Here is a 21,232-nt window from a genome sequence, read left to right as displayed (position 1 = left end):
AATCCGCACGCCTCCAGAGCAAGGGACTGGATAGTGAAGACCATAACCAAGATCGGGCTGCGCGGTGGCGCGGCTCTTCAGGCGTTGACTCTCGTCGGCGCCGGCCTCGCGGCTTTCTCCGCACCCGCTTTCGCACAGGACGCGCCCCCTGCCGATGATGACAGCGTCATTATCGTGACTGGCTCGCGTATTGTGCGGCCTGATCTGGAAGCATCCAGCCCAGTCACTACTTTGAGCCAGGAACAGTTCAAGCAGAGCAACTCGCCCACTGTCGAAAAGCTGCTCGCGCAAAATCCACAATTTGTTCCTGCCATCGCCTCCACCGTCAACAACGGCAACCCCGGCGTGGCTACCGTCGACCTGCGCGGTTTGGGTGACAATCGCACGCTCGTGTTGGTGAACGGCAAGCGACAGGTTTCATATGATTCGCAGGGCACTGTCGATGTCAACGCGATCCCTGTCGCACTGATCAAGCGGGTTGACGTACTGACCGGCGGTGCTTCGGCCGTCTATGGATCGGATGCCGTCGCCGGCGTGGTCAACTTCATCCTCAACGATCGCTTCACTGGCCTTCAGGCGGATGCCTCGACCCAGATCACGCAAAGCGGTGATGGCCAAGTCTATGATTTGTCATTGACCGGGGGGTTGGAATTCGGCGGCGGTCGCGGCAACATCGTCCTGTCGGGTGGCTATACCAAGCGTGAAGTTGTCTATCAGGGCCAGCGGTCCTTCGCCAACCCGGCGCGCTTTTCCGACGACCTTTCGCCTGGCGGCAGTTCGACGTCCGTGCCGACTGTAATCGACAATACGTTCGACGATAGCAATACGAATTATTACCAGATCGGCGCGAATAATGATTTCGTCCCATATTACCAACCCTATAATTACGCGCCGCCCAATTATCTGGTCGTCCCGCAGGAGCGCTACACTGCAACTGCGCTGCTCCGCTATGAACTGACGGATGGGATCGAATTTTTCGGCCGCGGCAATTATCTGAGTTCCAAGGTGAACAGCCAGTCGGCGCCTACCGGAACCTTCGGCTATACTTTCGATATCGCTCCCGACAATGCGTTCCTGACCGCTCAGCAGCGTGATCTGCTGTTCAACAGCCCATTGTCCCAGATCAATGCGGACGGCACGACGACCATCGGCATACGTCGGCGCATCGTCGAAAGCGGCGGCCGCACAACGACCTATGACAATGAAGCGTGGCAGTTCGTTGGCGGATTCCGCGGACAGGTCAGCGAGATGAATTGGGAAGTGTTTGCCCAGTACAGCGAGTCCAAGCGCGATATTGCCTATCTTAACGACATCACCTATGCGCGCACCGCGCAGGCACTGGATGCCGTGATGGGCCCCAACGGCATTCAGTGCCGTGACACGTCGAACGGCTGTCAGCCGCTCAATCTTTTCACGACCACCCCGATTTCGGGTAGCGTGCTGGATTTTATCCTGACGAGCGGTCGGCAGAAGGACAAGACCACCCAGTTCGTCGCCGGGGGCTCTCTGTCGGGTGATATTGGCGGTCTCGTCAGTCCTTGGGCCGAAAACCCGGTCGCCTTCGCGGTTGGCGCGGAATATCGGCGTGAAAGCGCGCGGACGGACGTCGATGCAGCCTATGCTTCAGGCGATCTGATCGGTTACGGTCAGGGTTTCAATCTGGCTCCCTATCATTTCGATACCAAGGAAATTTACGGCGAACTTCGCGTTCCTTTGGTCACGGACCGTCCCTTCTTCAATTCGCTCAGCCTGGAATTGGGCTATCGTTATTCGGACTACTCCACCGTGGGTGGCGTGCATGCCTATAAAGCCGGCGGCGACTGGTCGCCGGTCGAGGGCATTCGTTTCCGCGGCCTGTATCAGCGGGCCGTGCGCGCGCCGAATATCTATGAACTGACCGCGCCGCCAGTCTCTACGATTGACAATCTCGCCATAGATCCCTGTGCTGAAGGGGCTCCGGTCGGCAATGCCACGTTGACGGCGCTTTGCCTGGGCACCGGCGCACCGGGTTCGACCTATTCTGTAGCGAATATTCCGGAACCCGTCGCAGGTCAGATCAACGCTTTCAGCGGCGGCAATCTGAACCTGAAAGCCGAAAAATCGGATACCTATACGCTGGGTGTCGTACTGACCCCCGGCCAGGTGCCGGGTCTTTCGGTGTCGGTCGACTGGTTCGATATTACCATCAGCAATGCCATCGATGCGCTGGGCGGATCGCCGCAGAATGTGGTGAACGGCTGCTATCTCGTGGCTCAAGACCTCAATAGTGCCTATTGTCAGGCGATCACCCGCAATGCGCTGACGGGATCGCTCAGCGGCAACATCACCTATGGTGTCGATCAGGCCTATGCGAATAGCGCTTTCATCCAAACCAAAGGCATTGATGTTGGCGTCAATTATGACCACCGCGTCGGGGCCGGGCAAATCAGCTTCACGCTGAACGGCACATGGCTGGACACATATGCCAAGCAGGGCGCGACCTTCGCGCCGGTGACTGAATGCGCAGGTCGTTTTGGCTTTGCCTGTAACCTTGCTCCCATTCCCAAGTGGAAGCACGTCGCTGCGATGACCTATTCCAACGGCGGCGTGACGCTGATGGGCCGCTGGCGTTATTTCGGCAAGGTAAAGCAGGACGTCGGTACGGACATTCTGGTGTCGAGCATCAAGGCCCAGAACTATTTCGATGCGACCCTGTCTTTCAACATCGAAAAATCGTTCACCTTCCGCGTTGGCGCCGAAAATCTTTTCAACAAGCGTCCCCCGATTGTCGGTTCGGAAGCGGGAAGCACCACGCATAATGCGGCCAATACCTTCCCGACGGTTTATGATGTGCTGGGACGGCAGTTCTTCGCGGGCATCACCGCCAAGTTCTGATGCTATCCCGAAGGCAGGAGCATCAAAGCCTGCCAACTGACTTGCCGTCAGAATCGGAAGCCCCCCGATGTTTGATCATCGGGGGGCTTTTTTTGAGTATCGCGCAGAAAAGTGGATCCGATTTTTGCAAAAGCCGATGCGGCAACAAAGCTCTATTCCTTTGTTTTAACGCGATTTCTTAAACATCAGATGATGCCATCTGACTGGAAATCGCTCTAAGCCAGGTCCAGCTTCAACCCCCCATCCCCCTCATCAACCCGCACCGTCGCCCCATCCGGCACCTCCCCGCGCAGGATCAAATCCGCCAACGGGTCCTGCAAATAACGCTGCACCGCCCGTTTCAGCGGCCGTGCGCCATAGACCGGATCGTACCCGACTCTGCCCAGCCACGCCCGCGCGCCGTCTGTCAGGTCGAGCGTCACCTTGCGATCCTTCAACAGCTTCCCGATCCGCGCCACCTGAATGTCGACGATCGGGGCCATATGGCTCGCGCCCAGGCGGTGGAACAGGATCACCTCGTCCAGCCGGTTCAGGAACTCCGGCCGGAAATGCGCCCGCACGATGTCCATCACCTGGTCCTCGACCTTCTCGACCGGCTCGTCGTCGGCCAGGCTGGCGATGAACTGGCTGCCCAGGTTCGACGTCAGCACGATGATCGTGTTGGTGAAGTCCACCGTGCGGCCCTGCCCATCGGTCAGGCGACCGTCATCCAGCACCTGCAGCAGCACGTTGAACACGTCGCTATGGGCTTTCTCCACCTCGTCGAACAGGACGACCTGATAGGGGCGGCGGCGGACGGCTTCGGTCAGCACGCCGCCTTCCTCATAGCCGACATAGCCCGGAGGCGCGCCGATCAGCCGGGCGACCGAGTGCTTCTCCATGAACTCGCTCATGTCGATCCGCACCATCGCGCTATCGTCGTCGAACAGGAATCCGGCCAGCGCCTTGGTCAGCTCCGTCTTGCCGACGCCGGTTGGGCCGAGGAACAGGAACGACCCCAAAGGCCGGTTCGGATCCTGCAACCCCGCCCGCGACCGGCGCACGGCGGTCGACACGGCCTTCACCGCATCGGCCTGCCCGATGACGCGCTTGGCCAGTTCCGCCTCCATGGCGAGCAGCTTCTCCCGCTCACCCTCCAGCATCCTGTCGACAGGGATGCCGGTCCAGCGGGAAACGACCGAGGCGATGTCCTCGCTCGTCACTTCCTCGCGCAGCATCGCGCCCTGCGTGACATTCTGGGCCTCTTCCAGCTTGCGCTCCAGTTCGGGGATGCGGCCATAGGCCAGTTCCCCCGCCTTGGCGAGATCGCCCGCCCGCTGCGCCTGGTCCAGTTCGACCCGCGCCGCGTCCAACTGTTCCTTGAGCTTGCTTTCGCCCGCAATCTTGTCCTTTTCGGCTTGCCAGCGCTGGGTGAGTTCGGCCGACTGCTGCTCCAGATTGGCGAGGTCTTCCTCCAGCGCCGCCAGACGGTCCTGCGAAGCCTTGTCGGTTTCTTTCTTCAACGCCTCCCGCTCGATCTTGAGCTGGATGATCCGCCGGTCGAGCGTCTCGATCTCCTCCGGCTTGGACTCCACCTCCATGCGCAGGCGGCTGGCGGCCTCATCCATCAGGTCGATGGCCTTGTCCGGCAGGAAACGGTCGGTGATGTAGCGGTTGGAAAGCGTCGCCGCCGACACGATCGCGCCATCGGTGATCCGCACGCCATGGTGCAGTTCATATTTCTCCTTGAGGCCGCGCAGGATGGAGATGGTGTCCTCCACCGTCGGCTCGCCCACGAAGATCGGCTGGAACCGCCGCTGGAGCGCCGGGTCTTTCTCCACATATTTGCGATATTCGTCGAGCGTGGTCGCGCCGATGCAATGCAGCTCGCCCCGCGCCAGCGCAGGCTTCAGCAGGTTGCCCGCGTCCATCGCCCCTTCGGATTTGCCCGCACCGATCAGCGTGTGCATCTCGTCGATGAAGAGGACGATCTGGCCTTCCGCGCCCTTCACCTCGTCCAGCACGCCTTTCAGCCGCTCCTCGAACTCGCCGCGATATTTGGCGCCCGCGATCAGCGACCCCATGTCGAGCGCCATCAGCGTGCGGTCCTTCAGCGTGTCGGGCACGTCGCCATTGGCGATGCGCAGCGCCAGCCCCTCGGCGATGGCAGTCTTGCCGACGCCGGGATCGCCGATGAGGACAGGGTTGTTCTTGGTCCGGCGCGCAAGGATCTGGATCGTGCGCCGGATTTCCTCGTCGCGGCCGATCACCGGGTCCAGCTTGCCCGCGCGCGCCGCTTCGGTCAGGTCGCGGGCGAATTTCTTGAGCGCGTCATAGCGATCTTCCGCGCCCGCCGTGTCGGCGGTCCGGCCCCCGCGCAGATTGTTGATCGCGGCGTTCAGCGCCTCCGCCTTCACGCCCGCGGCGCTCAGCGCCTTGCCCGCCGCCGTGGTGGTGGCCAGGGTGAGGGCCAACAGCAGCCGCTCCACCGTGACGAAGCTGTCGCCCGCCTTGGCCGCGACCTGCTCCGCGCTGTCCAGCAGGCGCACGGCGTCATTGTCCAGGCCGGGGGTCTGCTGCGCGCCGCTGCCGGAAACGGACGGCACCTTGGCCAGCGCCGCATCGGTTTCGCGCAGCGCCACGCCCGCATCGCCGCCCGCCGCCTTGATCAGGCCGGACGCCATGCCCTGCTGGTCCTCCAGCAGCGCTTTCAACAGATGCTCCGGGCTGATGCGCTGGTGGCTCATCCGGATCGCGACGGTCTGCGCCGACTGGAGAAAGCCCTTGGCGCGGTCCGTAAATTTTTCGAGGTTCATCATGTTCCCCTTCGTGAAGTTGGATCACGATGTAATGTTGCATAAAAGCCACACAAGAGGCCCTACGCAAATATCCTTATCCTCTCTCAATTCACCAAGTCATTCATGGTTTCACCGCCTTGGGCGCATTCGGCGCAAAGGCATCCCCAAAGAAATCGCCCTTGTACCAGCGCGGCGCCTCCGGCTCATCGGCAATCTCGCGGGCGATGGCGTAGTTCACCTTGGCGAACTTGGCCGCCGCCTCCCAACGGAAGGGCAGGCTCATCTGGTCGGAGAGCTGGTGATAGTCGGTCTTGAGGAAATGTTCGAACGCCTCTTTCCCCGGCCCGGCGAACCCCGTCATCAGGAACACCGCCGGCACCCCCTCCTGCACGAAGCGATAATGATCGGACCGGGTGAACAGTCCCTCCGCGGGCAAGGGGTCGGGTGAGAGCGAGATGCCCTCGGACCTGGCCGCCTTCTCCACGATCGGCCCAAGGGTCGAATGCTCGGCGCCGAAGGCGATCACGTCCCGAAAATCATAGGTCAGGATCGGCATGTCCAGATTGACCACGCCCACCAGCTTTCCACCCGCTGGCAGGACCGGATTCCTGGCGAGATATTGCGAACCGAGCAGCCCGTCCTCCTCCGCCGTCACCGCCGCGAACAGGATGGAGCGTTTCGGCCGCTCCCCGCTTTCCGCAAAGGCCTTCGCCACCGCCAGCATGGTCGCCACGCCCGACGCATTGTCCATCGCGCCATTATAGACCTTGTCCGGCCCCTTGCCGTCTTCCTTGACTCCCAGATGGTCGAGATGCGCCATCAGCAGCACATATTCATGGGCAAGCGCCGGGTCGGAACCGGGCAGCACCGCCAGCACATTGCGGCTGGGCGCGGTCTCGACGGTGCTGGCGCGGTCGATGCGGATGCCGGGCTTGAGCGCGAAGCCCCTGGGCCGCGCGCCCTTCTTCTCCGCCTGCGCCCGGATCGCGGCGATGGTCTTGCCCGATCCGGCCAGCAGCGCGTCGGCGGCGGTCCCGGTCACGGTGGCGGTGCCCCGGATGGCGGGCGTGCGGACATAGGGCTGACCGTCCTTGCCGATCCAGCTTACCGTCGGATGCTGCGCCCGGTCGCGCAGCTTTTCCCAGGGGGTGCGGGCCAGCATCGTGGCGCTGGGAATGGTGATCAGGCCGATGGCGCCCGCCTGTTGCGCGGCCAGCGACTTTTCGGCGGCCAGATGCGCGCCGATCTCGCTCGGCATGCCGAGCGGCGAACCGGACAGCGCCACCGCGAACTTGCCCTTGAGGTCGAGACCGGCATAGTCGTTGATCTTCTCGCGGTCGGATTTCAGGCCATAGCCCACGAACACCGCCTGCGCTTCGATGCTCTGCTTCGGCTCGCGGCCGAAGGCGCCGACTGCGACATCGTCCCCGTTGGCGAACCGCCTGCCGCCGATGCTGACCGACGGAGCGGCGCCTTTGTCGAGCCGCGCCACGGCGAGCGTCATGGGCTGATACCAGCTATCCGGCACGGCCTGTTTCAGCCCCAGAGTCTCGAACCGGGCGGCGACATAGCGGGCGGCGACGTCATAGCCGCGCGTGCCCGCGTCGCGCCCCTCCAGCAGGTCGTCGGCCAGGAAGCCGATGTCGGCGCGAATGCCCTCCCCGGTGATGGCGGGGACGGTATCGGCGGAAGCCGGGCCAGATGCGGCGAGTGCAAGGACGAGGGTGGAGGCAAGGGCGAAGGAGCGAAGGCGCATCGGGCGCGAAACCTTTTTTCATTGGTTGAGGGCAAAGCCTATCGCGCCCGTCCGGCCTGTCCAGCGGAAAGCGTATTGCGCGGCTAAAACGCCCCGCTATGCTGCCCGCCCAACCATGATCATCATGAGGCGCGCATGACCTTCTCCCCTTTTTCCCGCCGGTTCGCCCTGATGCTCGGCCTGTCCTCGCTTGCGCTCCTGCCCCCGATGCAGGCGGTGGCGGCCCCCGCATCCCAGGCGGCCAGCGCGCCCGCGCCGCTTTCCAGCCTGGTGGCGGCGGTGGACATTCCCTATGAGGAATTCACGCTGAAGAACGGCCTGCGCGTCATCGTCCACACCGACCGCAAGGCGCCGGTGGTGGGCGTGTCGATCTGGTATCATGTGGGATCGCGCTTCGAACCGGCGGGCAAGACCGGCTTCGCCCATCTGTTCGAGCATCTGATGTTCTACGGTTCGGAAAATGCCGATGGGCCGTTCTTCGGGCGTCTGGAGGATATCGGCGCGACCGACTGGAACGGCACGACCTGGTTCGACCGCACCAATTATTTCGAGACGGTGCCGACCGGCGCGCTGGACCGGGCGCTGTTCCTGGAATCGGACCGGATGGGGCATCTGCTGGGCGCCGTCACCCAGGCCAAGCTGGATACCCAGCGCGGCGTCGTCCAGAATGAAAAGCGCATGGGCGAAAATGAACCCTATGGCCTGGTCGAATATGCGCAGTTGGCCGCGATGCTGCCGGAGGGGCACCCCTATCGCCACTCGACCATCGGTTCGATGGCGGACCTGAATGCCGCCAGCCTTGCCGACGTGCAGACATGGTTCAAGACCCATTATGGCCCGAACAACGCCGTGCTGGTGCTGGCGGGCGACATCGACGCGCCGACGGCGAAGGCGAAGGTCGAAAAATGGTTCGGCAACATTCCCGCCGGTCCCGCGCCCCAGGATGTGGACGCCACCGTTCCGACGCTTGGCCAGGATGTCGAGAAGGTGATGCACGACAATGTCGCGGCCACGCGGCTTTACCGCAACTGGATCGTGCCGGGGGTGAATTCGGACGATCTGACGCCGCTCAATCTGGCGATGGCGGTGTTCGGCGGGCTCAAATCCTCGCGGCTCGACAATATATTGGTGCGCGACGAGAAGGTGGCGGTCGGCGTCAAGGCCAGCATCCAGCCCTTCGAGAAGCTCTCGCTCGCGGAGATTACCGTGGATGTGAAGCCGGGGCAGGATGCGGCGGCGGTGGGCAAGCGGCTCGACCAGCTTCTGGCCGATTATCTCGCCAAGGGGCCGACCGCCGACGAGGTGCAGCGCGCCGCCACGCAGCAGCTTTCCGGGACCATCGGCGGGCTGGAGAAGGTCGGCGGTTTCAGCGGCAAGGCGGTGACGCTGGCCGAGGGGGCGGTCTATTCCAACGATCCGGCCAAATATAAGAAGGATTTGGCCGCCGCCGCCGCCACGCCGCAATCGGTGAGCGAGGCGGCGCGCAAATGGCTGGGAAGGCCGGTATTCCGCCTGACCGTGGCGCCGGGCGAGCGCTCGGCGGAGGATAATGCGCTGGCGGGCAATGCCACCCATCATCCCGCTTATTTCCGCGATCCCAAGAAGCCCGCGCCGGTGGCCGCGACCCCGCCGCCGCCCACGAAGATCGCGGAACCGGGGATCGAGCCGGTCAAGGATCTGGAATTCCCGGCGGTCGAGCATGCGACCTTGAAGAACGGAATTCCGGTCGTCTTCGCGCGCCGCGCCACGGTGCCGGTGGTGCGGGTATCCGTATCCTTCGACGCGGGCAACGCCGCCGACGACAAGGCGAAGCTGGGCACGGCGGGGCTGACCACGGCGCTGCTGGACGAAGGCACGACGACGCGCAGTTCGGTGCAGATCGCGGAGGAACAGGAGCGGCTGGGCGCCTCGATCAGCGCGGGCAATGGCATGGACGCCACCAATGTCGGCCTCTATGCGCTGAAGCCCAATCTGGATGCTTCGCTGGGCCTGCTGGCGGACGTGATCCGCAACCCGGCCTTCGCGCCGACCGAGGTGGAACGCCTGCGCGGGCAGGTTCTGACCCGGATCGCGGCGGAAAAGACCGAACCCATGCCGATCGCGCAGCGCCTGCTGCCGCCGCTGCTTTACGGGCAGGCGCACCCCTATGGCATCCCCTTCACCGGCTCCGGCACGGAAAGCGGGGTCAAGGCGGTGACACGGGCCGATCTGGTCGCCTTCCATGGCAAATGGCTGCGGCCCGACAATGCGACCATCTTCGTGACCGGCGATACCACGCTGGCCGACGTGATGCCGCTGCTGGAAAAGCGCTTCGGCAACTGGAAAGCGCCCAAGGCCGCCAAAGGGACCAAGCTGTTCCGCATGGACCGCATGATGCGCCCCTCGCGCATCATCCTGGTCGACAAGCCGCAAAGCCCGCAGTCGATGATCCTGGCCGGGCTGCTCACCAACAAGGCGGGCACCGACAATCCGGTGACGCTGCTGACCGCGAATGAAGTGCTGGGCGGCAGTTCGACGTCCCGCCTGATCATGGACCTGCGCGAGACCAAGGGTTGGGCCTATTATGCGGGCAGCGCGCTTCCCGGCGTCAAGGAGACGATCCCGCTGCTCGTCTATGCCCCGGTGCAGACCGACAAGACCGGCGAATCCATCGTCGCCGCCCGCAAGGACATCAGCGATTTCCTGACCGCCAAGGGCACGACCGAGGCGGAGCGGAACCAGACGATCAACAGCCAGATCTTGTCGCTGCCGGGCAGCTTCGAAACCTCGTCCGACCTGCTGGGCGCGATGATGCGGAACCGGATGCTGGGGCGGCCGGACGATTATTATGCCAGCCTGCCGGGCGTCTATCGCGCGATGACGGCGGCCGACCTCGACAAGGCGGCGCGGGAGGCGATCAATCCCGACCGGCTGATCTGGGTCGTGGTGGGCGACGCGAAATTGGTGAAGCCGCAGCTTGACGCGGTCGGCCTTCCGGTAGAAATGGGCACATTGGCGGATTGACGCTAACGTAAAGGAGAAGTGCTATGGCAGCAGTGGACGGCGCCTATGATTGCGTGGCGAAGACCCCGATGGGCGACCAGAACGGCGTGTTCACCGTCATCAGTTCGGGCGACGGCTTTCACGGCACCTTCGCCGGCATGATGGGCTCGCTCGACGTGGCGGAGGGCAAGGTCGACGGCAACAAGCTGAGCTGGAAGATGAACATGACCATCCCGATGCCGATGACGCTGGAATGCGAGGCGGAGGTGAGCGGGGACAGCATCAGCGGCACGATGCAGCTTGGGGCGTTCGGCGCGGCGGGCTTTTCGGGAACGCGCCGGGGCTGATCGGTTCGGCAGGATAGAGGAAGGAGCCGGGAACGGAAGTTCCCGGCTCCTTTTTTATGCCGCATTGATCCTCCCCAAGGCCGATCTGGCGCGACCCCAGGGTTTCGATCAGCCGTCAATATTGGACGGTGACCGTCACCGCGCGGCGGTTCTGCGCCCAGGCGGCCTCGTCCGAACCCAGCGCGGCCGGGCGTTCCTTGCCATAGCTGACGGTAGTGATGCGGCCCGCGTCGATCCCCAGCGAGGCGAGGTAATTCTTCGCCGCATTGGCCCGGCGCTCGCCCAGCGCGATATTATAGTCGCGGGTGCCGCGCTCGTCGGCATGGCCCTCTATGGTCACGCGGACATTGGGGTTCTGCTGCAACCAGGCGGCCTGGCTCTGCAGGATCTGCTGGTCCTGCGCGTCGACATCATATTGGTCGGTGTCGAACAGGATGCGGTCCGACGATACCGACGCGACGAAATCTTCCTGGCTGCCCTTGACCGGGCCGGACGGCGTGGCGGGAGCGGTGGTCTGGGTGGAGGTGTCGGCGGGCGGAGGCGGCAGTTCCTTCGGCGCCTTTTTGGAGCAAGCGGCGAGAGCGACGATGGCGGTCGCCACCAGCAGGGTACGGGAAAGTTTCATCGGGTTGCTCCTCAACACATATTCTAAAGTCGTTACGCAGTCGGGACGTTTCGGTTCCGGATTAATGCGGAACAGGATGTGTGGCCATCCAGCTCAGGGTGGAGCGAAAATGGTGGATTCCGAGAACCTCGAAACGAGGCGCGTGACTCGTTTCGACGCAGCATACTTCAGTACGTGAGCACCGGAAGCGCAGAAAGCCGCCATTTGCAGCCCGCCCTGAGTTGGATGGCCGCACATCCTAGGGCAGCAATGGACCCCAGGCCGGGTCGGACCCGCTGAGCGGCGTCGGAATCCGCCGTTCGTTCACGCCGGTCAGGTCGACCTGCCACACCTGGCTGTTCCCGTCGCGGCCGGGCGTGGTGCGGAAATATTGCAGTACGCGGCCATTGGGCGACCAGCTTGGCTGCTCATCCTGCCAGCCATTGGTCAGGATGCGCTCATTGTCGCCCGTGGGCGTCATCACCGCGATCTTGAAGTCGCCCGAAATCTTGGTGAAGGCGATCAGGTCGCCGCGCGGACTCCATTCCGGCGTCGCATAACGGCCGCCGCCATGGCTGATCCGGCGCTGGCCCGAACCGTCGGCGTTCATCACATAGACCTGCTGGCTGCCCGACCGGTCGCTTTCGAACACGATCTGGCGGCCGTCCGGCGAAAAGCTGCCGCCGACATCGATGCCCGGCGCGGTGGTCAGGCGCATCGGCGCGCCGCCGCTGGCGGAGACGCGATAGACGTCGGTATTGCCCGCGATCGCCATGGAAAAGAGGATGTTGCGGCCATCGGGCGACCAGCGCGGCGCGAAGGTCGGGTTGTTGCTCTCCGTCACCAGCCGCTGCTTGCCCGTGCCGATGTCATAGACATAGATGCGCACCCGGTTGTTCAGATAGCTGACATAGACGATCGACTTGTAATCGGGCGAGAAACGCGGGGTCAGCGCGATCGATTGTCCGTTGGTGATGAAGCGGTGGTTGGCGCCGTCCGAATCCATGATGGCCAGCCGCTTGGTGCGGTTCCCCTTGGGGCCGCTTTCCGCGATATAGGCGATGCGGCTGTCGAAGAAGGGGCTTTCGCCCGACAGGCGCGCATAGATGGCGTCGGCGCATTTATGCGCGGCCCGCCGCCAGTCGCGGGGCGCGACGACATAGCCCTGCCGCGTCAGTTCCTGCTTTAGCGCAACGTCGTAGAGATAGCAGCCGACGGTGATGTCCGCCTCCCCCCCTGTGGTGCGCACGAAGCCCTGCACCAGCGCCTGATAGGCGCCCCATTTGTCATAAGCGGGGCTGGTGACTTCGGGAAAGGCGATGGTGGGGATGCCGCTGGGGCCGGAGGGTTCGAACAGGCCGGAACCCTTGAGGTCCGACGCGATCACTTCGGCGATCTTGCGGCCCAGTTCGGTGGAGCCACCGGCGGGCGTCGAAACTTCCGCCTGCGCGGGCAGCGCGGGGACGACGATCTTGAGATTGGAGGAGGATTCGTCGGTCACGTCGACGCTCAATTGCGCCGAAGCGGCGGGCGCGAACGCCAGCAGCAGCGCCCCCAGCGCGGCCCCAATGGCGGATCGGGCTTTTCCTGTCCTGAAGGATGGGGTCATTGCGATAGCCTCTTGTCGAAGGAGATGCGGAGGGATTTCCAGCCGTCGTAAAGAGCGGGCGGCAGCTTGAAGGGCGCGGCCAGGCGGATCGCCTTGACCGCCAGTTCCTGATGCAGCGTCACCTGCGCGCGGTTGCTGGCGGTGATGCCGGTGGTGTTGAAGACCTGCGGCTGTCCCGCGAGCGATCCGTCGCGGGCGAGCTGCACGTCGACATAGGTGCGAAGCTGCTCGATATCCGCGCCGCTCGGCGATTTCCAATAGGGCTTGAGCTGGCGGCGGATTTCCGCGTCCAGCGCGGCCTTCTGCGCCGGTCCCATGGCCGCGGCGGGCGGCGGCGCGGGTTTGCGCGGCGCGTCGTCCTCCGCATCGATGCCTTTCAGGAAATCCTTGCCCAGCAGCGAACCCTTGGGCTTGTCCGCCTTGCCCTCACCCGAGGCGCGGGCAGGAGAATTGGGCTTGGCAGCGGGCTTCTGCGACGCTTTGGCGGGCACGGCAGCGGCGGCTTTGGGTTTTTCCGGCGCGGGCTTGGGCTTCTGCCTGGCGGCGGGCACGTCCTTTTTCGGCGGCGCGGGCGTCGGCTTGGCGGGCGCGGGCTTTGCCACCGGCTTGGGCGGCGTAGGCTTGGGCGGGGGCGGGGCGGGCGTTGGCGCGGGTTCAGGCTCCGGCGCGGGCGCGGCGTCCTCGGTCGGGCCTTGTTCCGGCGCAACGCTGGGCGGGGGCGGCTGGGTCGACACCCGCGGCGCCATGGATTTCAGCGCCACCTCGTCCACCAGGCTGACGTCCATCGGCGGCGAATGGAGCTTGAGCGGGTTGGGAGTGGCCAGAAAACCGGACGAGAGCAGGCCGAACAGCAGCACATGTCCCGCCGTCGCCACGCCAAGGCCGATTTTCTCCGCGCGATCCATTGCCAAGACCTATGGCCCCTATTCTGAACCGCTGCTTACGGCAGCGTCCTCGGCCCCGGTGCTGACCAGCGCGACCTTGTTCAGGCCCGCCCGGTTCAACTCACCCATGACCAGCATCACACGGCCATAATCCAGCCCCTTGTCGGCGCGCAGGAATATCTGCGGCGGCTCTGCCTTGCCCGCGTTGGCGGACATGATCTCGGCCAGGCGGCCGGGCAGTTCGGCATCGCTGATCTGCGCATCGTCGATGAACACGCCGCCGTCGCGGTCGACGGAGACCACGGTCGGCTTCTGGTCCTGGTCCAGCCCCTTGGCGCGGGTTTCGGGCAGGTTCACCGGCACGCCGGTCACCAGCAGCGGCGCGGTCACCATGAAGATGATCAGCAGCACCAGCATGACGTCGACCAGAGGCGTGACGTTGATGTCCGCCATCGGCGCGCGATGGCGTCCGCGGCGGCCGGATGGAGGACCGGACATGGCCATCAGAAGCGCCCTTCAATATGGCTGGCGCCACCTATCTCCGTTCGGGCTGAGCCTGTCGAAGCCCATGCCTGAACGAAGTGAAGGCGCTTGCCCTGCGGCTCAGCGGTGGCCTTCGACAAGCTCAGGCCGAACGGGAGGGAGATGGCCGTCACCGCTGCGCCTCCAGCTCGCGACTCAGCGTCGAATAGAAATTGTCGGCAAAGCGCGTCAGCCCGGATTCCATCCGGTTGATGCCATGGCTGAAGCGATTATAGGCGATCACCGCAGGGATCGCCGCGAACAGGCCGATGGCGGTGGCGAACAGCGCCTCCGCAATGCCCGGCGCCACGACCGCAAGGCTGCTGTTCTGCTCGGCGGCGATGCTGGTGAAGGCGCGCATGATGCCCCACACCGTGCCGAACAGCCCGACGAACGGCGCGACCGACCCGATGGTGGCCAGGATGTTCAGCCGGTCCGACAGCCGGTCGACCTCCGCGCCGATGGTGCTGGTCATGGCGGTGGACAGGCGGTCGCGGGTGCCGTCGCGGTCGATCACCTTCTGCGCGGTCGACCGGCGCCATTCGGTGACGCCCGCGGCCATCACCTTGGCGGCGGGGAATTCGGACTTGCCCCGCGCCTCGTAGAAGCGGTCGATATCCTCCGCCTTCCAGAAGTCGCGTTCGAAGGCGGCGCTCTGCCTGCTGGCCTTGCGCAGCGTGAAGCTGAAACCGATGATCATCGCCCAGGTCCAGATGCTGGCCAGCAGCAGGCCCAGCATCACCACCTTCACGACGATGTCGGCCTGAAGGAACAGGGCCAGCGGCGAAATGGTGGCGGATTGCGCGGCGGTGCCGACTGCAAGGCCAACGTCGGGCATCGAAAGGCTCATGGGTTGATGTCTTCCCCTCTCATCAAACGGCTGAAAATGTCGATCCAGGGCTTTGGTTGCCGGCGCGGGCGGCCCTGGGGTGTCAGAAAGGCGACGGAAACGTCGCCTTGGGTCAGTATTTCCTCATCGCGCATGACCGTCTGATGAATGGAACATGAAGCGGCGCCGACTTTCGTGACGCGGCTCACCACCATCAGGTCATCGTCCAGCTTCGCCGGGCGGCGATAGTGCAACTGGAGGTCGGTGACGGCATAGACGCCCTCTCCCCCCTCCAGATTGCCGCGCTGGTCGATCCCGGCGATGCGCAGCATGTCCGACCGCGCCCGCTCCATATAGCGCAGATAATTGGCGTGATAGACCAGCCCCGAAAGATCGGTATCCTCGAAATAGACGCGCAACGGAAAGTGATGCGCGGCGTCGATGAACCTTCCGGTTGCCGGCGCGGGCAGCAAGTCTGAAACGGACATGCCGGGGCTTTTAACCATCAAGCAGGCGCGGCGCAAAGCCGGAAATCGCAGAAAGATCAGCGCTCCGCCGACTGTCCGGGGCTTTCCGTCCGCTTTCGCGCCGCGTGGAAGCTCTGGCGGTCCGCCCGCCATCACGCTACGGGGGCAGGCGAAGAGCGATTCAGCGCAGGAGAGTTTCAGCAATGACGGATATTCGGACCGTGGGCGTGATCGGCGCGGGCCAGATGGGCGCGGGCATCGCCCAGGTGGCGGCGCAGGCGGGTTATGATGTGATCCTGTCGGACGTCGACCTGCCCCGCGCGCAAAAGGGCCGGGACGGCATCATCCGCCTGCTCGCCAAGGCGGTGGAAAAGGGCAAGCTGGCGCAGGCCGACGCCGACGCCGCCATCGCCCGCATCACCCCGGTGGGCGAAGTCGCGCCGCTGGCCGCCTGCCAGTTGGTGATCGAGGCCGCGACCGAGCGGGAAGAGATCAAGCGGACCATCTTCGCCAATGTCGGCGCGCTGCTGGCCGATGATGCGATATTGGCGTCGAACACCTCTTCCATCCCGATCACCCGGCTGGCGCAGGCAGCCCCGGATGCGGGCCGCTTCGTGGGCGTGCATTTCTTCAATCCGGTGCCGGTGATGGCGCTGGTGGAGGTCATTCGCGGCCTCGCCACCAGCCCTGAAACCGTCGCGGCGGTGGAGGGCTTCGCCGCCAGCCTGGGCAAGCAGGTGGTCCACGCCTTCGACGCGCCGGGCTTCGTGGTGAACCGCATCCTGCTGCCGATGCTCAACGAAGCGATCTTCGCGCTGGGTGAGGGCGTGGGCAGCGTGGTCGACATCGACAAGGGCGTGATGCTGGGCCTCAACCATCCCATGGGGCCGCTGACGCTGGCGGATTTCGTGGGCCTGGATACCTGCCTGGAGATTTGCAAGGTGCTGCAGGGGACGACGGGCGACCCCAAATATCGCCCCGCGCCGCTGCTGGTGAAATATGTCGAGGCAGGCTGGCTCGGCCGCAAGACGGGCAAGGGCTTCTACGACTATTCCGGCGCGGAACCCGTTCCGACGAGGTAAACAGGAGATAGTTCCCCCTCCCGCTTGCGGGAGGGGAGTTACCCAGCGCTCAACCCATGCTTCTTCATGCAATGGCGAAGCTGGTCATAGGTCAGGCCCAATCCTTTCGCCGTGGCGCGCTGGTTATAGCGATAGCGCTCCAGCGCCGCGCGCACGATGGCGGCCTCATGCGCGTCGACGGCGGATTTAAGGTCGGTGATCGCGTCATGGCCGTTGGCCGCGGGTGCAGCCGAAGGCGGTGTAATGGTCTCGACCTTCGCAGCCATCAGCGGCCTGGGTTTCCACGGCGAGGCGAAGGGATCGAACATGATCGCCGCGATGGGCCGCCCCGGTTCGTTCCAGCGATAGACGGCCCGCTCCACCACGTTGCGCAGTTCGCGCACATTGCCGGGCCAGTCATGCGCCTCCAGCTCCGCCATGCAGGCGGCGGAAAAGCCCGGCCATTGCGGCCAGCCGATCTCCGCCGCCATGCGCCGCCCGAAATGGTCGGCCAGCACCGCGACATCCCCCTCCCGCGCCCGCAGCGGAGGCAAAGTGATCACCTCGAAACTCAGCCGATCCAGCAGGTCGGGCCGAAACCGCCCGGCATCGGCGGCGGCGGGCAGATCCTCATTGGTCGCCGCGACGATGCGCACGTCGACGGTCATGGGCTTCGACGCACCGATCCGCGTCACCTCGCCATATTCGATCACGCGCAGCAGCCGTTCCTGCGCCGCCATGGACAGCGTGCCCAATTCGTCCAGGAACAGCGTGCCGCCATCGGCTTCCTCGAACCGTCCGGCCCGCGTCCGCGCCGCCCCGGTGAACGCGCCCTGCTCATGGCCGAACAGTTCCGCCTCGATCAGCGTTTCCGGAAGCGCCGCGCAGTTCATGACGATCAGCGGTTCGTCCCAGCGGGGCGACAGGTGGTGCAGGCGTTCCGCGATCAGTTCCTTGCCGGTCCCGCGTTCCCCGACCACCAGGATCGGCCGGTTGAGTTCGGCGGCCCGTCCGGCCTGCTCGACCGCGTCCAGAAAGGCCAGCGACTGGCCGACGAACTGGGTGTTTTTCTCCATGCCCAACTTATGGTGAAATTTCCCACCTTTCGGCAAGCGTTATTCTTGTACAATCGGCAAAAAGCGGCACAATTCCGCCATTTCCGGAATTTGGCACGCCTTCTGCAAAGTCGGAATGCGAAGCCGCTGACCTATCAAGCGGCACATCGATGAAGGCCAAGGTTCAGGAGTTCACCATGGAAAAGCAAAGCAACAGCGTTCGCGAAATCGGCCAGTTCCTGTCCGTCGCCATCGCCTCCGTCCTGTTCGGATCGACCCTGATCCTTTCGGCGGTCGGCCCGGCGCGCGCGAGCGAAATGCCCAACCATGATTGCCCCGCGGCCCTGCATTATCTCGCTTAAGGCCGCGTCCCGAAGTTCGTACCAGGAGTGAAGTTCAAATGGGTATTTTCTCCCGCACCCGCGACATCATCGCCGCCAATGTCACCGACCTGCTCGACAAGGCGGAAGACCCGGCGAAGATGATCCGCATGATCATCCTCGAAATGGAGGAGACGCTGGTCGAGGTGCGCGCCTCCGCCGCCCGCACCATCGCCGACCAGAAGGAGATGCGCCGCCACATCGCCAAGCTGGAAGGCCTGCAGCAAAGCTGGACGGAAAAGGCCCAGCTCGCGCTCAGCAAGGATCGCGAGGATCTGGCCAAGGCCGCGCTGGTCGAAAAGCAGAAGGCGACCGACATGGCGGAACAGCTTTCCCACGAGATCGCGGTGCTGGACGAAGCGCTGCACGCCGCCGAGGAGGATATCGCCAAGCTCCAGGCCAAGCTGCGTGAGGCCCGCGCCCGCCAGAACAGCCTTGTGACCCGGATGGAAAGCGCCCAGAATCGCCTGCGCGTCCGCGAAGCCTATGCCGGAGAGAAGGTGAACGACGCCTTCGCCCGCTTCGACATGCTGGAACGCCGGGTGGACATGGCGGAGGGGCGCGCAGACGCCGCAACTCTGGGCCAGCAGCCCAAGACGCTGGAGGAAGAGATTGCCGAGCTGAAGGCGTCCGACAAGGTCGACGCCGAACTCGCCGCGCTCAAGGCCAGCATGAACAAGGGAGAGTGACGCATGGAAGACGTGTTCCTGCCCATCATGATCTGCGGCATGCTGTTCATCGGCATGCCCTGGCTGATCTTCCACTATGTCACCAAGTGGAAACAGGCGCCCAAGATCACCGATGAGGATGAGAAACTGCTGGACGATCTCCACCTGCTCGCCCGGCGGCTGGAGGAGCGGTTGCAGACGGTCGAACGGATCGTCGCCGCCGACAATCCTGATTTCCGTCCCGCCCGTCCGTCGCAGGACGATGGTTATGAATTCGACAGGAGGAACTGAGATGACGGCCCGTCGCACCAAATTCTATCTCGACAAGCAGAACGGCAAATGGATGGGCGTGTGCGCCGGCATTGCCGACTATACCGGGATCGACGTGATCTGGGTTCGGGTCGGCGCCGTGCTGGTGACGCTGATGGGGGCCTTTCCCTGGACGCTGATCGCTTATTTCGTCGTCGCCTATTTTGCGGAGAACAAGCCGCTGGGCCTTTATGCCGACCGCGATGACGAGAAATTCTGGCAGGGCGTGCGCACCAACCCGGCGCGCTCCACCCGCGATGTGCGGTCCAAGTTCCGCGACATCGACCGCCGCCTGGCCGACATCGAAACCTATTATACCAGCCGCAACACGCGCCTGGCCAATGAGATCGACAGCCTGCGGTGAGCCGCACGGGGACGCCGTTCATCGAACCGATAGCGGCGCCGGTCGAAACCAGGCTGCGTCACTTCATGAAAACGAAAAGCTGAAGGTGCCGCGTCGGTTGCCGCCCAGGGCGCGCGAAGGCGGAGCAAGGGAGACAGACAGATGAATCCGTTCGAAATGGTCGTCGCCATCGTCGCGATCGCCGCCATCGCCAGCGTCGTGCGCGCCAAATATGGCATCGTGCGCCGGCACAAGGGCGAAGATTTCATCCAGCGCGGCCCCGATCCGGAATCGGACCGGCTGCGCGCGGAGGTGAAGGCGCTCAAGGATCGGGTCGCCGTGCTGGAACGGCTGGCGACCGACAGTTCCACCGCGCTGGAGCGGGAATTCGACAAGCTTCGGAACCGCGACTGACGCGAGAAGCTTAGGGAGGACATTATGCAAGACCCCCTTATCACTCTGACATTGGCGGTGGCGGGTTTGTCGGGACTTGTCATCGTCGCCATGACCGCCCTGCGCGGCTGGAACGGCTGGCTGGACCTGAAGCGCGCGGAACTGACGCGGCGGACGGATGACACCGCGCCGCCCTCGGCCGCCACGCGGATCGAGGTGGCGGACCTCAAGGAACGCATCCGCAAGCTGGAAGCCATCGCCGCGGGCGTGGATCTGTAAAGGCAAATGCAGCTCCCCCTCCCTTTCCAGGGAGGGGCCGGGCGCGGGTGCGAGCGCAGCGAGCCATCTGCCCTATAGCGGCTTCCCCCGCCCGATTTTCCCCCTATATGGCGGCTATGACCGATCACGCCGCCCTTGCCGATCTTTACGAAGAATATGAATTCCTCGACGCCGACGACCGCTATCGGCTGCTGATCGATCTTGGCCGGGCGCTGGAACCCATGCCCGACGCGCTCAAGACGGACGCGACGCTGGTCAGGGGCTGTTCGGCGGCGGTGTGGGTCTATCCCACCGTCCTGGATGACGGACGGCTGCATTTCCTGGCGGACAGCAATGCGGCCATCACCAAGGGGATCATCGCCCTGGTGCTGCTGACGGTGCAGGATCAGGCGCCCGCCGCCATCGCCGCGACCGACATCGAATCGGCGCTTTCACCCTTCGATCTGCGCAACCAGCTCAGTTCCAACCGGACCCAGGGCATTCCCAACATGATCGCGCTGATCCGGGAAACCGCTTCGCGCTATCGCTGAACCGAGGGAAACCGGGCGGCGCTGATGCGTTCTCCTCCCGTCATGACGACGGGATAGGAGATATGCGATGCGAACCCTCTGGGCACTGGCTGCCATGGGACTGGTCGCGGCCTGCTCCTCGCCGGAGGACAAGGCGCCGACCCAGCGCGACCAGATCGGGCAGGTCTGGAAATATGAGGGCGGCACCGGCGGCAAGGCCAGGCTCGCCTATATCGGCAGCGCCAACAGCGTGCAGACCATGACGGCGGCGGACACTTTCTCCGTCCTGCTGGTCCAGCCGATGGAAACGGGCGCGGCCGACGTCACCGTCAAGCTGGTGGGCGCGCCCTTCGCCTGCGATCTGTCCGATTGCAGCGTCACGGCCACCACGGATGACGGAAAGACCCATGAATGGAAGGGGCGGATGACGGAGAATAAGGACGGCATAGAGGTGCTGCCCGCCGCCAAGGCCTATGATGCGATCAGGAAATCCGGGACGATCAAGGTCGATCTGGTGGTCGGCCCGAACGAGAAGACCTTCCCCTTCCAGTTCAACGTGGCGGGGTTGGATTTGAAGGGCTGAT

At 64.3% G+C, this 21,232-nt stretch carries 21 protein-coding genes; 12 read left to right on the top strand and 9 right to left on the bottom strand.

Annotation, left to right across the window (positions count from 1 at the left end):
* Window positions 1-33: 33 nt before the first annotated feature.
* Window positions 34-2,874, top strand: coding sequence for a TonB-dependent receptor (locus NUH86_RS13280; RefSeq protein ID WP_267249936.1), 2,841 nt, complete (start codon window positions 34-36; stop codon window positions 2,872-2,874).
* Between the two features lie 215 nt (window positions 2,875-3,089).
* On the opposite strand, the gene clpB is transcribed toward NUH86_RS13280, so the two are convergent.
* Both clpB and NUH86_RS13270 read right to left on the bottom strand, forming a co-directional pair.
* A complete protein-coding gene (gene clpB, locus NUH86_RS13275; RefSeq protein ID WP_267252140.1) occupies window positions 3,090-5,669 on the bottom strand; it encodes an ATP-dependent chaperone ClpB in 2,580 nt (859 codons plus the stop codon).
* A 103-nt stretch (window positions 5,670-5,772) separates the two neighbouring features.
* On the bottom strand, window positions 5,773-7,407 hold the full coding sequence (locus NUH86_RS13270; RefSeq protein WP_267249935.1) for a M28 family metallopeptidase: 1,635 nt from the start codon (window positions 7,405-7,407) through the stop codon (window positions 5,773-5,775).
* A 135-nt stretch (window positions 7,408-7,542) separates the two neighbouring features.
* Here NUH86_RS13270 and NUH86_RS13265 point away from each other — a divergent pair, with 135 nt between their 5' ends.
* Together NUH86_RS13265 and NUH86_RS13260 are read left to right on the top strand one after the other, a co-directional pair.
* Window positions 7,543-10,410: a M16 family metallopeptidase gene (locus NUH86_RS13265; protein WP_267249934.1), complete on the top strand. Its 2,868-nt coding sequence runs from the start codon at window positions 7,543-7,545 to the stop codon at window positions 10,408-10,410.
* Between the two features lie 23 nt (window positions 10,411-10,433).
* The gene (locus NUH86_RS13260; protein ID WP_267249933.1) at window positions 10,434-10,736 is read left to right on the top strand and encodes a hypothetical protein; all 303 of its coding nucleotides are present in this window, start codon (window positions 10,434-10,436) and stop codon (window positions 10,734-10,736) included.
* Between the two features lie 115 nt (window positions 10,737-10,851).
* Here NUH86_RS13260 and pal read toward each other — a convergent pair whose 3' ends face one another.
* From pal to NUH86_RS13230, 6 genes are all read right to left on the bottom strand, one after another.
* A complete protein-coding gene (pal, locus tag NUH86_RS13255) occupies window positions 10,852-11,361 on the bottom strand; it encodes a peptidoglycan-associated lipoprotein Pal (RefSeq protein ID WP_267249932.1) in 510 nt (169 codons plus the stop codon).
* 238 nt (window positions 11,362-11,599) lie between these two features.
* Window positions 11,600-12,949 (bottom strand): Tol-Pal system beta propeller repeat protein TolB, encoded by a 1,350-nt coding sequence (gene tolB, locus NUH86_RS13250; protein WP_267249931.1) that lies wholly within the window; start codon window positions 12,947-12,949, stop codon window positions 11,600-11,602.
* The gene (locus NUH86_RS13245; protein WP_267252139.1) at window positions 12,946-13,854 is read right to left on the bottom strand and encodes a cell envelope biogenesis protein TolA; all 909 of its coding nucleotides are present in this window, start codon (window positions 13,852-13,854) and stop codon (window positions 12,946-12,948) included. Before NUH86_RS13245 ends, tolB begins: the two co-directional genes overlap by 4 nt.
* 18 nt (window positions 13,855-13,872) lie before the next feature.
* Window positions 13,873-14,337: a protein TolR gene (gene tolR / locus NUH86_RS13240; RefSeq protein WP_267249930.1), complete on the bottom strand. Its 465-nt coding sequence runs from the start codon at window positions 14,335-14,337 to the stop codon at window positions 13,873-13,875.
* Window positions 14,338-14,485: 148 nt separating this feature from the next.
* The gene (tolQ, locus tag NUH86_RS13235; RefSeq protein WP_267249929.1) at window positions 14,486-15,205 is read right to left on the bottom strand and encodes a protein TolQ; all 720 of its coding nucleotides are present in this window, start codon (window positions 15,203-15,205) and stop codon (window positions 14,486-14,488) included.
* The gene (locus NUH86_RS13230; RefSeq protein ID WP_267249928.1) at window positions 15,202-15,672 is read right to left on the bottom strand and encodes a YbgC/FadM family acyl-CoA thioesterase; all 471 of its coding nucleotides are present in this window, start codon (window positions 15,670-15,672) and stop codon (window positions 15,202-15,204) included. The genes tolQ and NUH86_RS13230 overlap by 4 nt, the downstream gene beginning before the upstream one ends.
* 182 nt (window positions 15,673-15,854) lie before the next feature.
* On the opposite strand from NUH86_RS13230, the gene NUH86_RS13225 reads away from it, so the two are divergent.
* Window positions 15,855-16,733: a 3-hydroxybutyryl-CoA dehydrogenase gene (locus NUH86_RS13225; RefSeq protein ID WP_267249927.1), complete on the top strand. Its 879-nt coding sequence runs from the start codon at window positions 15,855-15,857 to the stop codon at window positions 16,731-16,733.
* 38 nt (window positions 16,734-16,771) lie between these two features.
* Here NUH86_RS13225 and pspF read toward each other — a convergent pair whose 3' ends face one another.
* Window positions 16,772-17,788 (bottom strand): phage shock protein operon transcriptional activator, encoded by a 1,017-nt coding sequence (gene pspF / locus NUH86_RS13220; RefSeq protein ID WP_267249926.1) that lies wholly within the window; start codon window positions 17,786-17,788, stop codon window positions 16,772-16,774.
* 149 nt (window positions 17,789-17,937) lie between these two features.
* On the opposite strand from pspF, the gene NUH86_RS13215 reads away from it, so the two are divergent.
* From NUH86_RS13215 to NUH86_RS13180, 8 genes are all read left to right on the top strand, one after another.
* Window positions 17,938-18,129 (top strand): hypothetical protein, encoded by a 192-nt coding sequence (locus tag NUH86_RS13215; protein ID WP_267252201.1) that lies wholly within the window; start codon window positions 17,938-17,940, stop codon window positions 18,127-18,129.
* A 38-nt stretch (window positions 18,130-18,167) separates the two neighbouring features.
* Entirely contained in the window at window positions 18,168-18,836 is a 669-nt protein-coding gene (gene pspA, locus NUH86_RS13210; RefSeq protein WP_267249925.1) for a phage shock protein PspA, read from the top strand.
* Between the two features lie 3 nt (window positions 18,837-18,839).
* The gene (pspB, locus tag NUH86_RS13205; protein ID WP_267249924.1) at window positions 18,840-19,106 is read left to right on the top strand and encodes an envelope stress response membrane protein PspB; all 267 of its coding nucleotides are present in this window, start codon (window positions 18,840-18,842) and stop codon (window positions 19,104-19,106) included.
* A 1-nt stretch (window position 19,107) separates the two neighbouring features.
* Window positions 19,108-19,488 carry an envelope stress response membrane protein PspC gene (pspC, locus tag NUH86_RS13200; protein WP_267249923.1) on the top strand — a complete coding sequence of 127 codons (381 nt, stop codon included), beginning with the start codon at window positions 19,108-19,110 and terminating at the stop codon, window positions 19,486-19,488.
* 141 nt (window positions 19,489-19,629) lie between these two features.
* On the top strand, window positions 19,630-19,881 hold the full coding sequence (locus tag NUH86_RS13195) for a hypothetical protein (RefSeq protein WP_267249922.1): 252 nt from the start codon (window positions 19,630-19,632) through the stop codon (window positions 19,879-19,881).
* A 24-nt stretch (window positions 19,882-19,905) separates the two neighbouring features.
* Window positions 19,906-20,139, top strand: coding sequence for a hypothetical protein (locus NUH86_RS13190; protein WP_267249921.1), 234 nt, complete (start codon window positions 19,906-19,908; stop codon window positions 20,137-20,139).
* A 107-nt stretch (window positions 20,140-20,246) separates the two neighbouring features.
* Complete coding sequence (locus tag NUH86_RS13185) at window positions 20,247-20,669, top strand: SufE family protein (protein ID WP_416365369.1); 423 nt, start codon at window positions 20,247-20,249, stop codon at window positions 20,667-20,669.
* 67 nt (window positions 20,670-20,736) lie between these two features.
* Window positions 20,737-21,231: a hypothetical protein gene (locus NUH86_RS13180; protein WP_267249919.1), complete on the top strand. Its 495-nt coding sequence runs from the start codon at window positions 20,737-20,739 to the stop codon at window positions 21,229-21,231.
* Window position 21,232: the final 1 nt, after the last annotated feature.

This window comes from Sphingobium sp. JS3065 (genome assembly GCF_026427355.1).
In the GTDB taxonomy this organism is placed as follows: Bacteria; Pseudomonadota; Alphaproteobacteria; order Sphingomonadales; family Sphingomonadaceae; genus Sphingobium.
Note: the sequence above shows the minus strand (reverse complement) of the source record. Positions and strands in the feature narration are given on the sequence as shown.

Excerpts from the sequence above, each read along its gene's own strand:
- NUH86_RS13225 (WP_267249927.1), top strand. The coding sequence starts at position 15,855 with ATGACGGATATTCGGACCGTGGGCGTGATCGGCGCGGGCCAGATGGGC.
- NUH86_RS13265 (WP_267249934.1), top strand. The coding sequence starts at position 7,543 with ATGACCTTCTCCCCTTTTTCCCGCCGGTTCGCCCTGATGCTCGGCCTG.
- tolR (WP_267249930.1), bottom strand. The coding sequence starts at position 14,337 with ATGGCCATGTCCGGTCCTCCATCCGGCCGCCGCGGACGCCATCGCGCG.
- NUH86_RS13270 (WP_267249935.1), bottom strand. The coding sequence starts at position 7,407 with ATGCGCCTTCGCTCCTTCGCCCTTGCCTCCACCCTCGTCCTTGCACTC.
- NUH86_RS13260 (WP_267249933.1), top strand. The coding sequence starts at position 10,434 with ATGGCAGCAGTGGACGGCGCCTATGATTGCGTGGCGAAGACCCCGATG.
- pal (WP_267249932.1), bottom strand. The coding sequence starts at position 11,361 with ATGAAACTTTCCCGTACCCTGCTGGTGGCGACCGCCATCGTCGCTCTC.
- tolQ (WP_267249929.1), bottom strand. The coding sequence starts at position 15,205 with ATGAGCCTTTCGATGCCCGACGTTGGCCTTGCAGTCGGCACCGCCGCG.
- pspA (WP_267249925.1), top strand. The coding sequence starts at position 18,168 with ATGGGTATTTTCTCCCGCACCCGCGACATCATCGCCGCCAATGTCACC.
- NUH86_RS13180 (WP_267249919.1), top strand. The coding sequence starts at position 20,737 with ATGCGAACCCTCTGGGCACTGGCTGCCATGGGACTGGTCGCGGCCTGC.
- pspC (WP_267249923.1), top strand. The coding sequence starts at position 19,108 with ATGACGGCCCGTCGCACCAAATTCTATCTCGACAAGCAGAACGGCAAA.
- NUH86_RS13190 (WP_267249921.1), top strand. The coding sequence starts at position 19,906 with ATGCAAGACCCCCTTATCACTCTGACATTGGCGGTGGCGGGTTTGTCG.
- tolB (WP_267249931.1), bottom strand. The coding sequence starts at position 12,949 with ATGACCCCATCCTTCAGGACAGGAAAAGCCCGATCCGCCATTGGGGCC.
- clpB (WP_267252140.1), bottom strand. The coding sequence starts at position 5,669 with ATGAACCTCGAAAAATTTACGGACCGCGCCAAGGGCTTTCTCCAGTCG.
- pspB (WP_267249924.1), top strand. The coding sequence starts at position 18,840 with ATGGAAGACGTGTTCCTGCCCATCATGATCTGCGGCATGCTGTTCATC.
- pspF (WP_267249926.1), bottom strand. The coding sequence starts at position 17,788 with ATGGAGAAAAACACCCAGTTCGTCGGCCAGTCGCTGGCCTTTCTGGAC.
- NUH86_RS13195 (WP_267249922.1), top strand. The coding sequence starts at position 19,630 with ATGAATCCGTTCGAAATGGTCGTCGCCATCGTCGCGATCGCCGCCATC.
- NUH86_RS13245 (WP_267252139.1), bottom strand. The coding sequence starts at position 13,854 with ATGGATCGCGCGGAGAAAATCGGCCTTGGCGTGGCGACGGCGGGACAT.
- NUH86_RS13230 (WP_267249928.1), bottom strand. The coding sequence starts at position 15,672 with ATGTCCGTTTCAGACTTGCTGCCCGCGCCGGCAACCGGAAGGTTCATC.
- NUH86_RS13185 (WP_416365369.1), top strand. The coding sequence starts at position 20,247 with ATGGCGGCTATGACCGATCACGCCGCCCTTGCCGATCTTTACGAAGAA.
- NUH86_RS13215 (WP_267252201.1), top strand. The coding sequence starts at position 17,938 with ATGAAGGCCAAGGTTCAGGAGTTCACCATGGAAAAGCAAAGCAACAGC.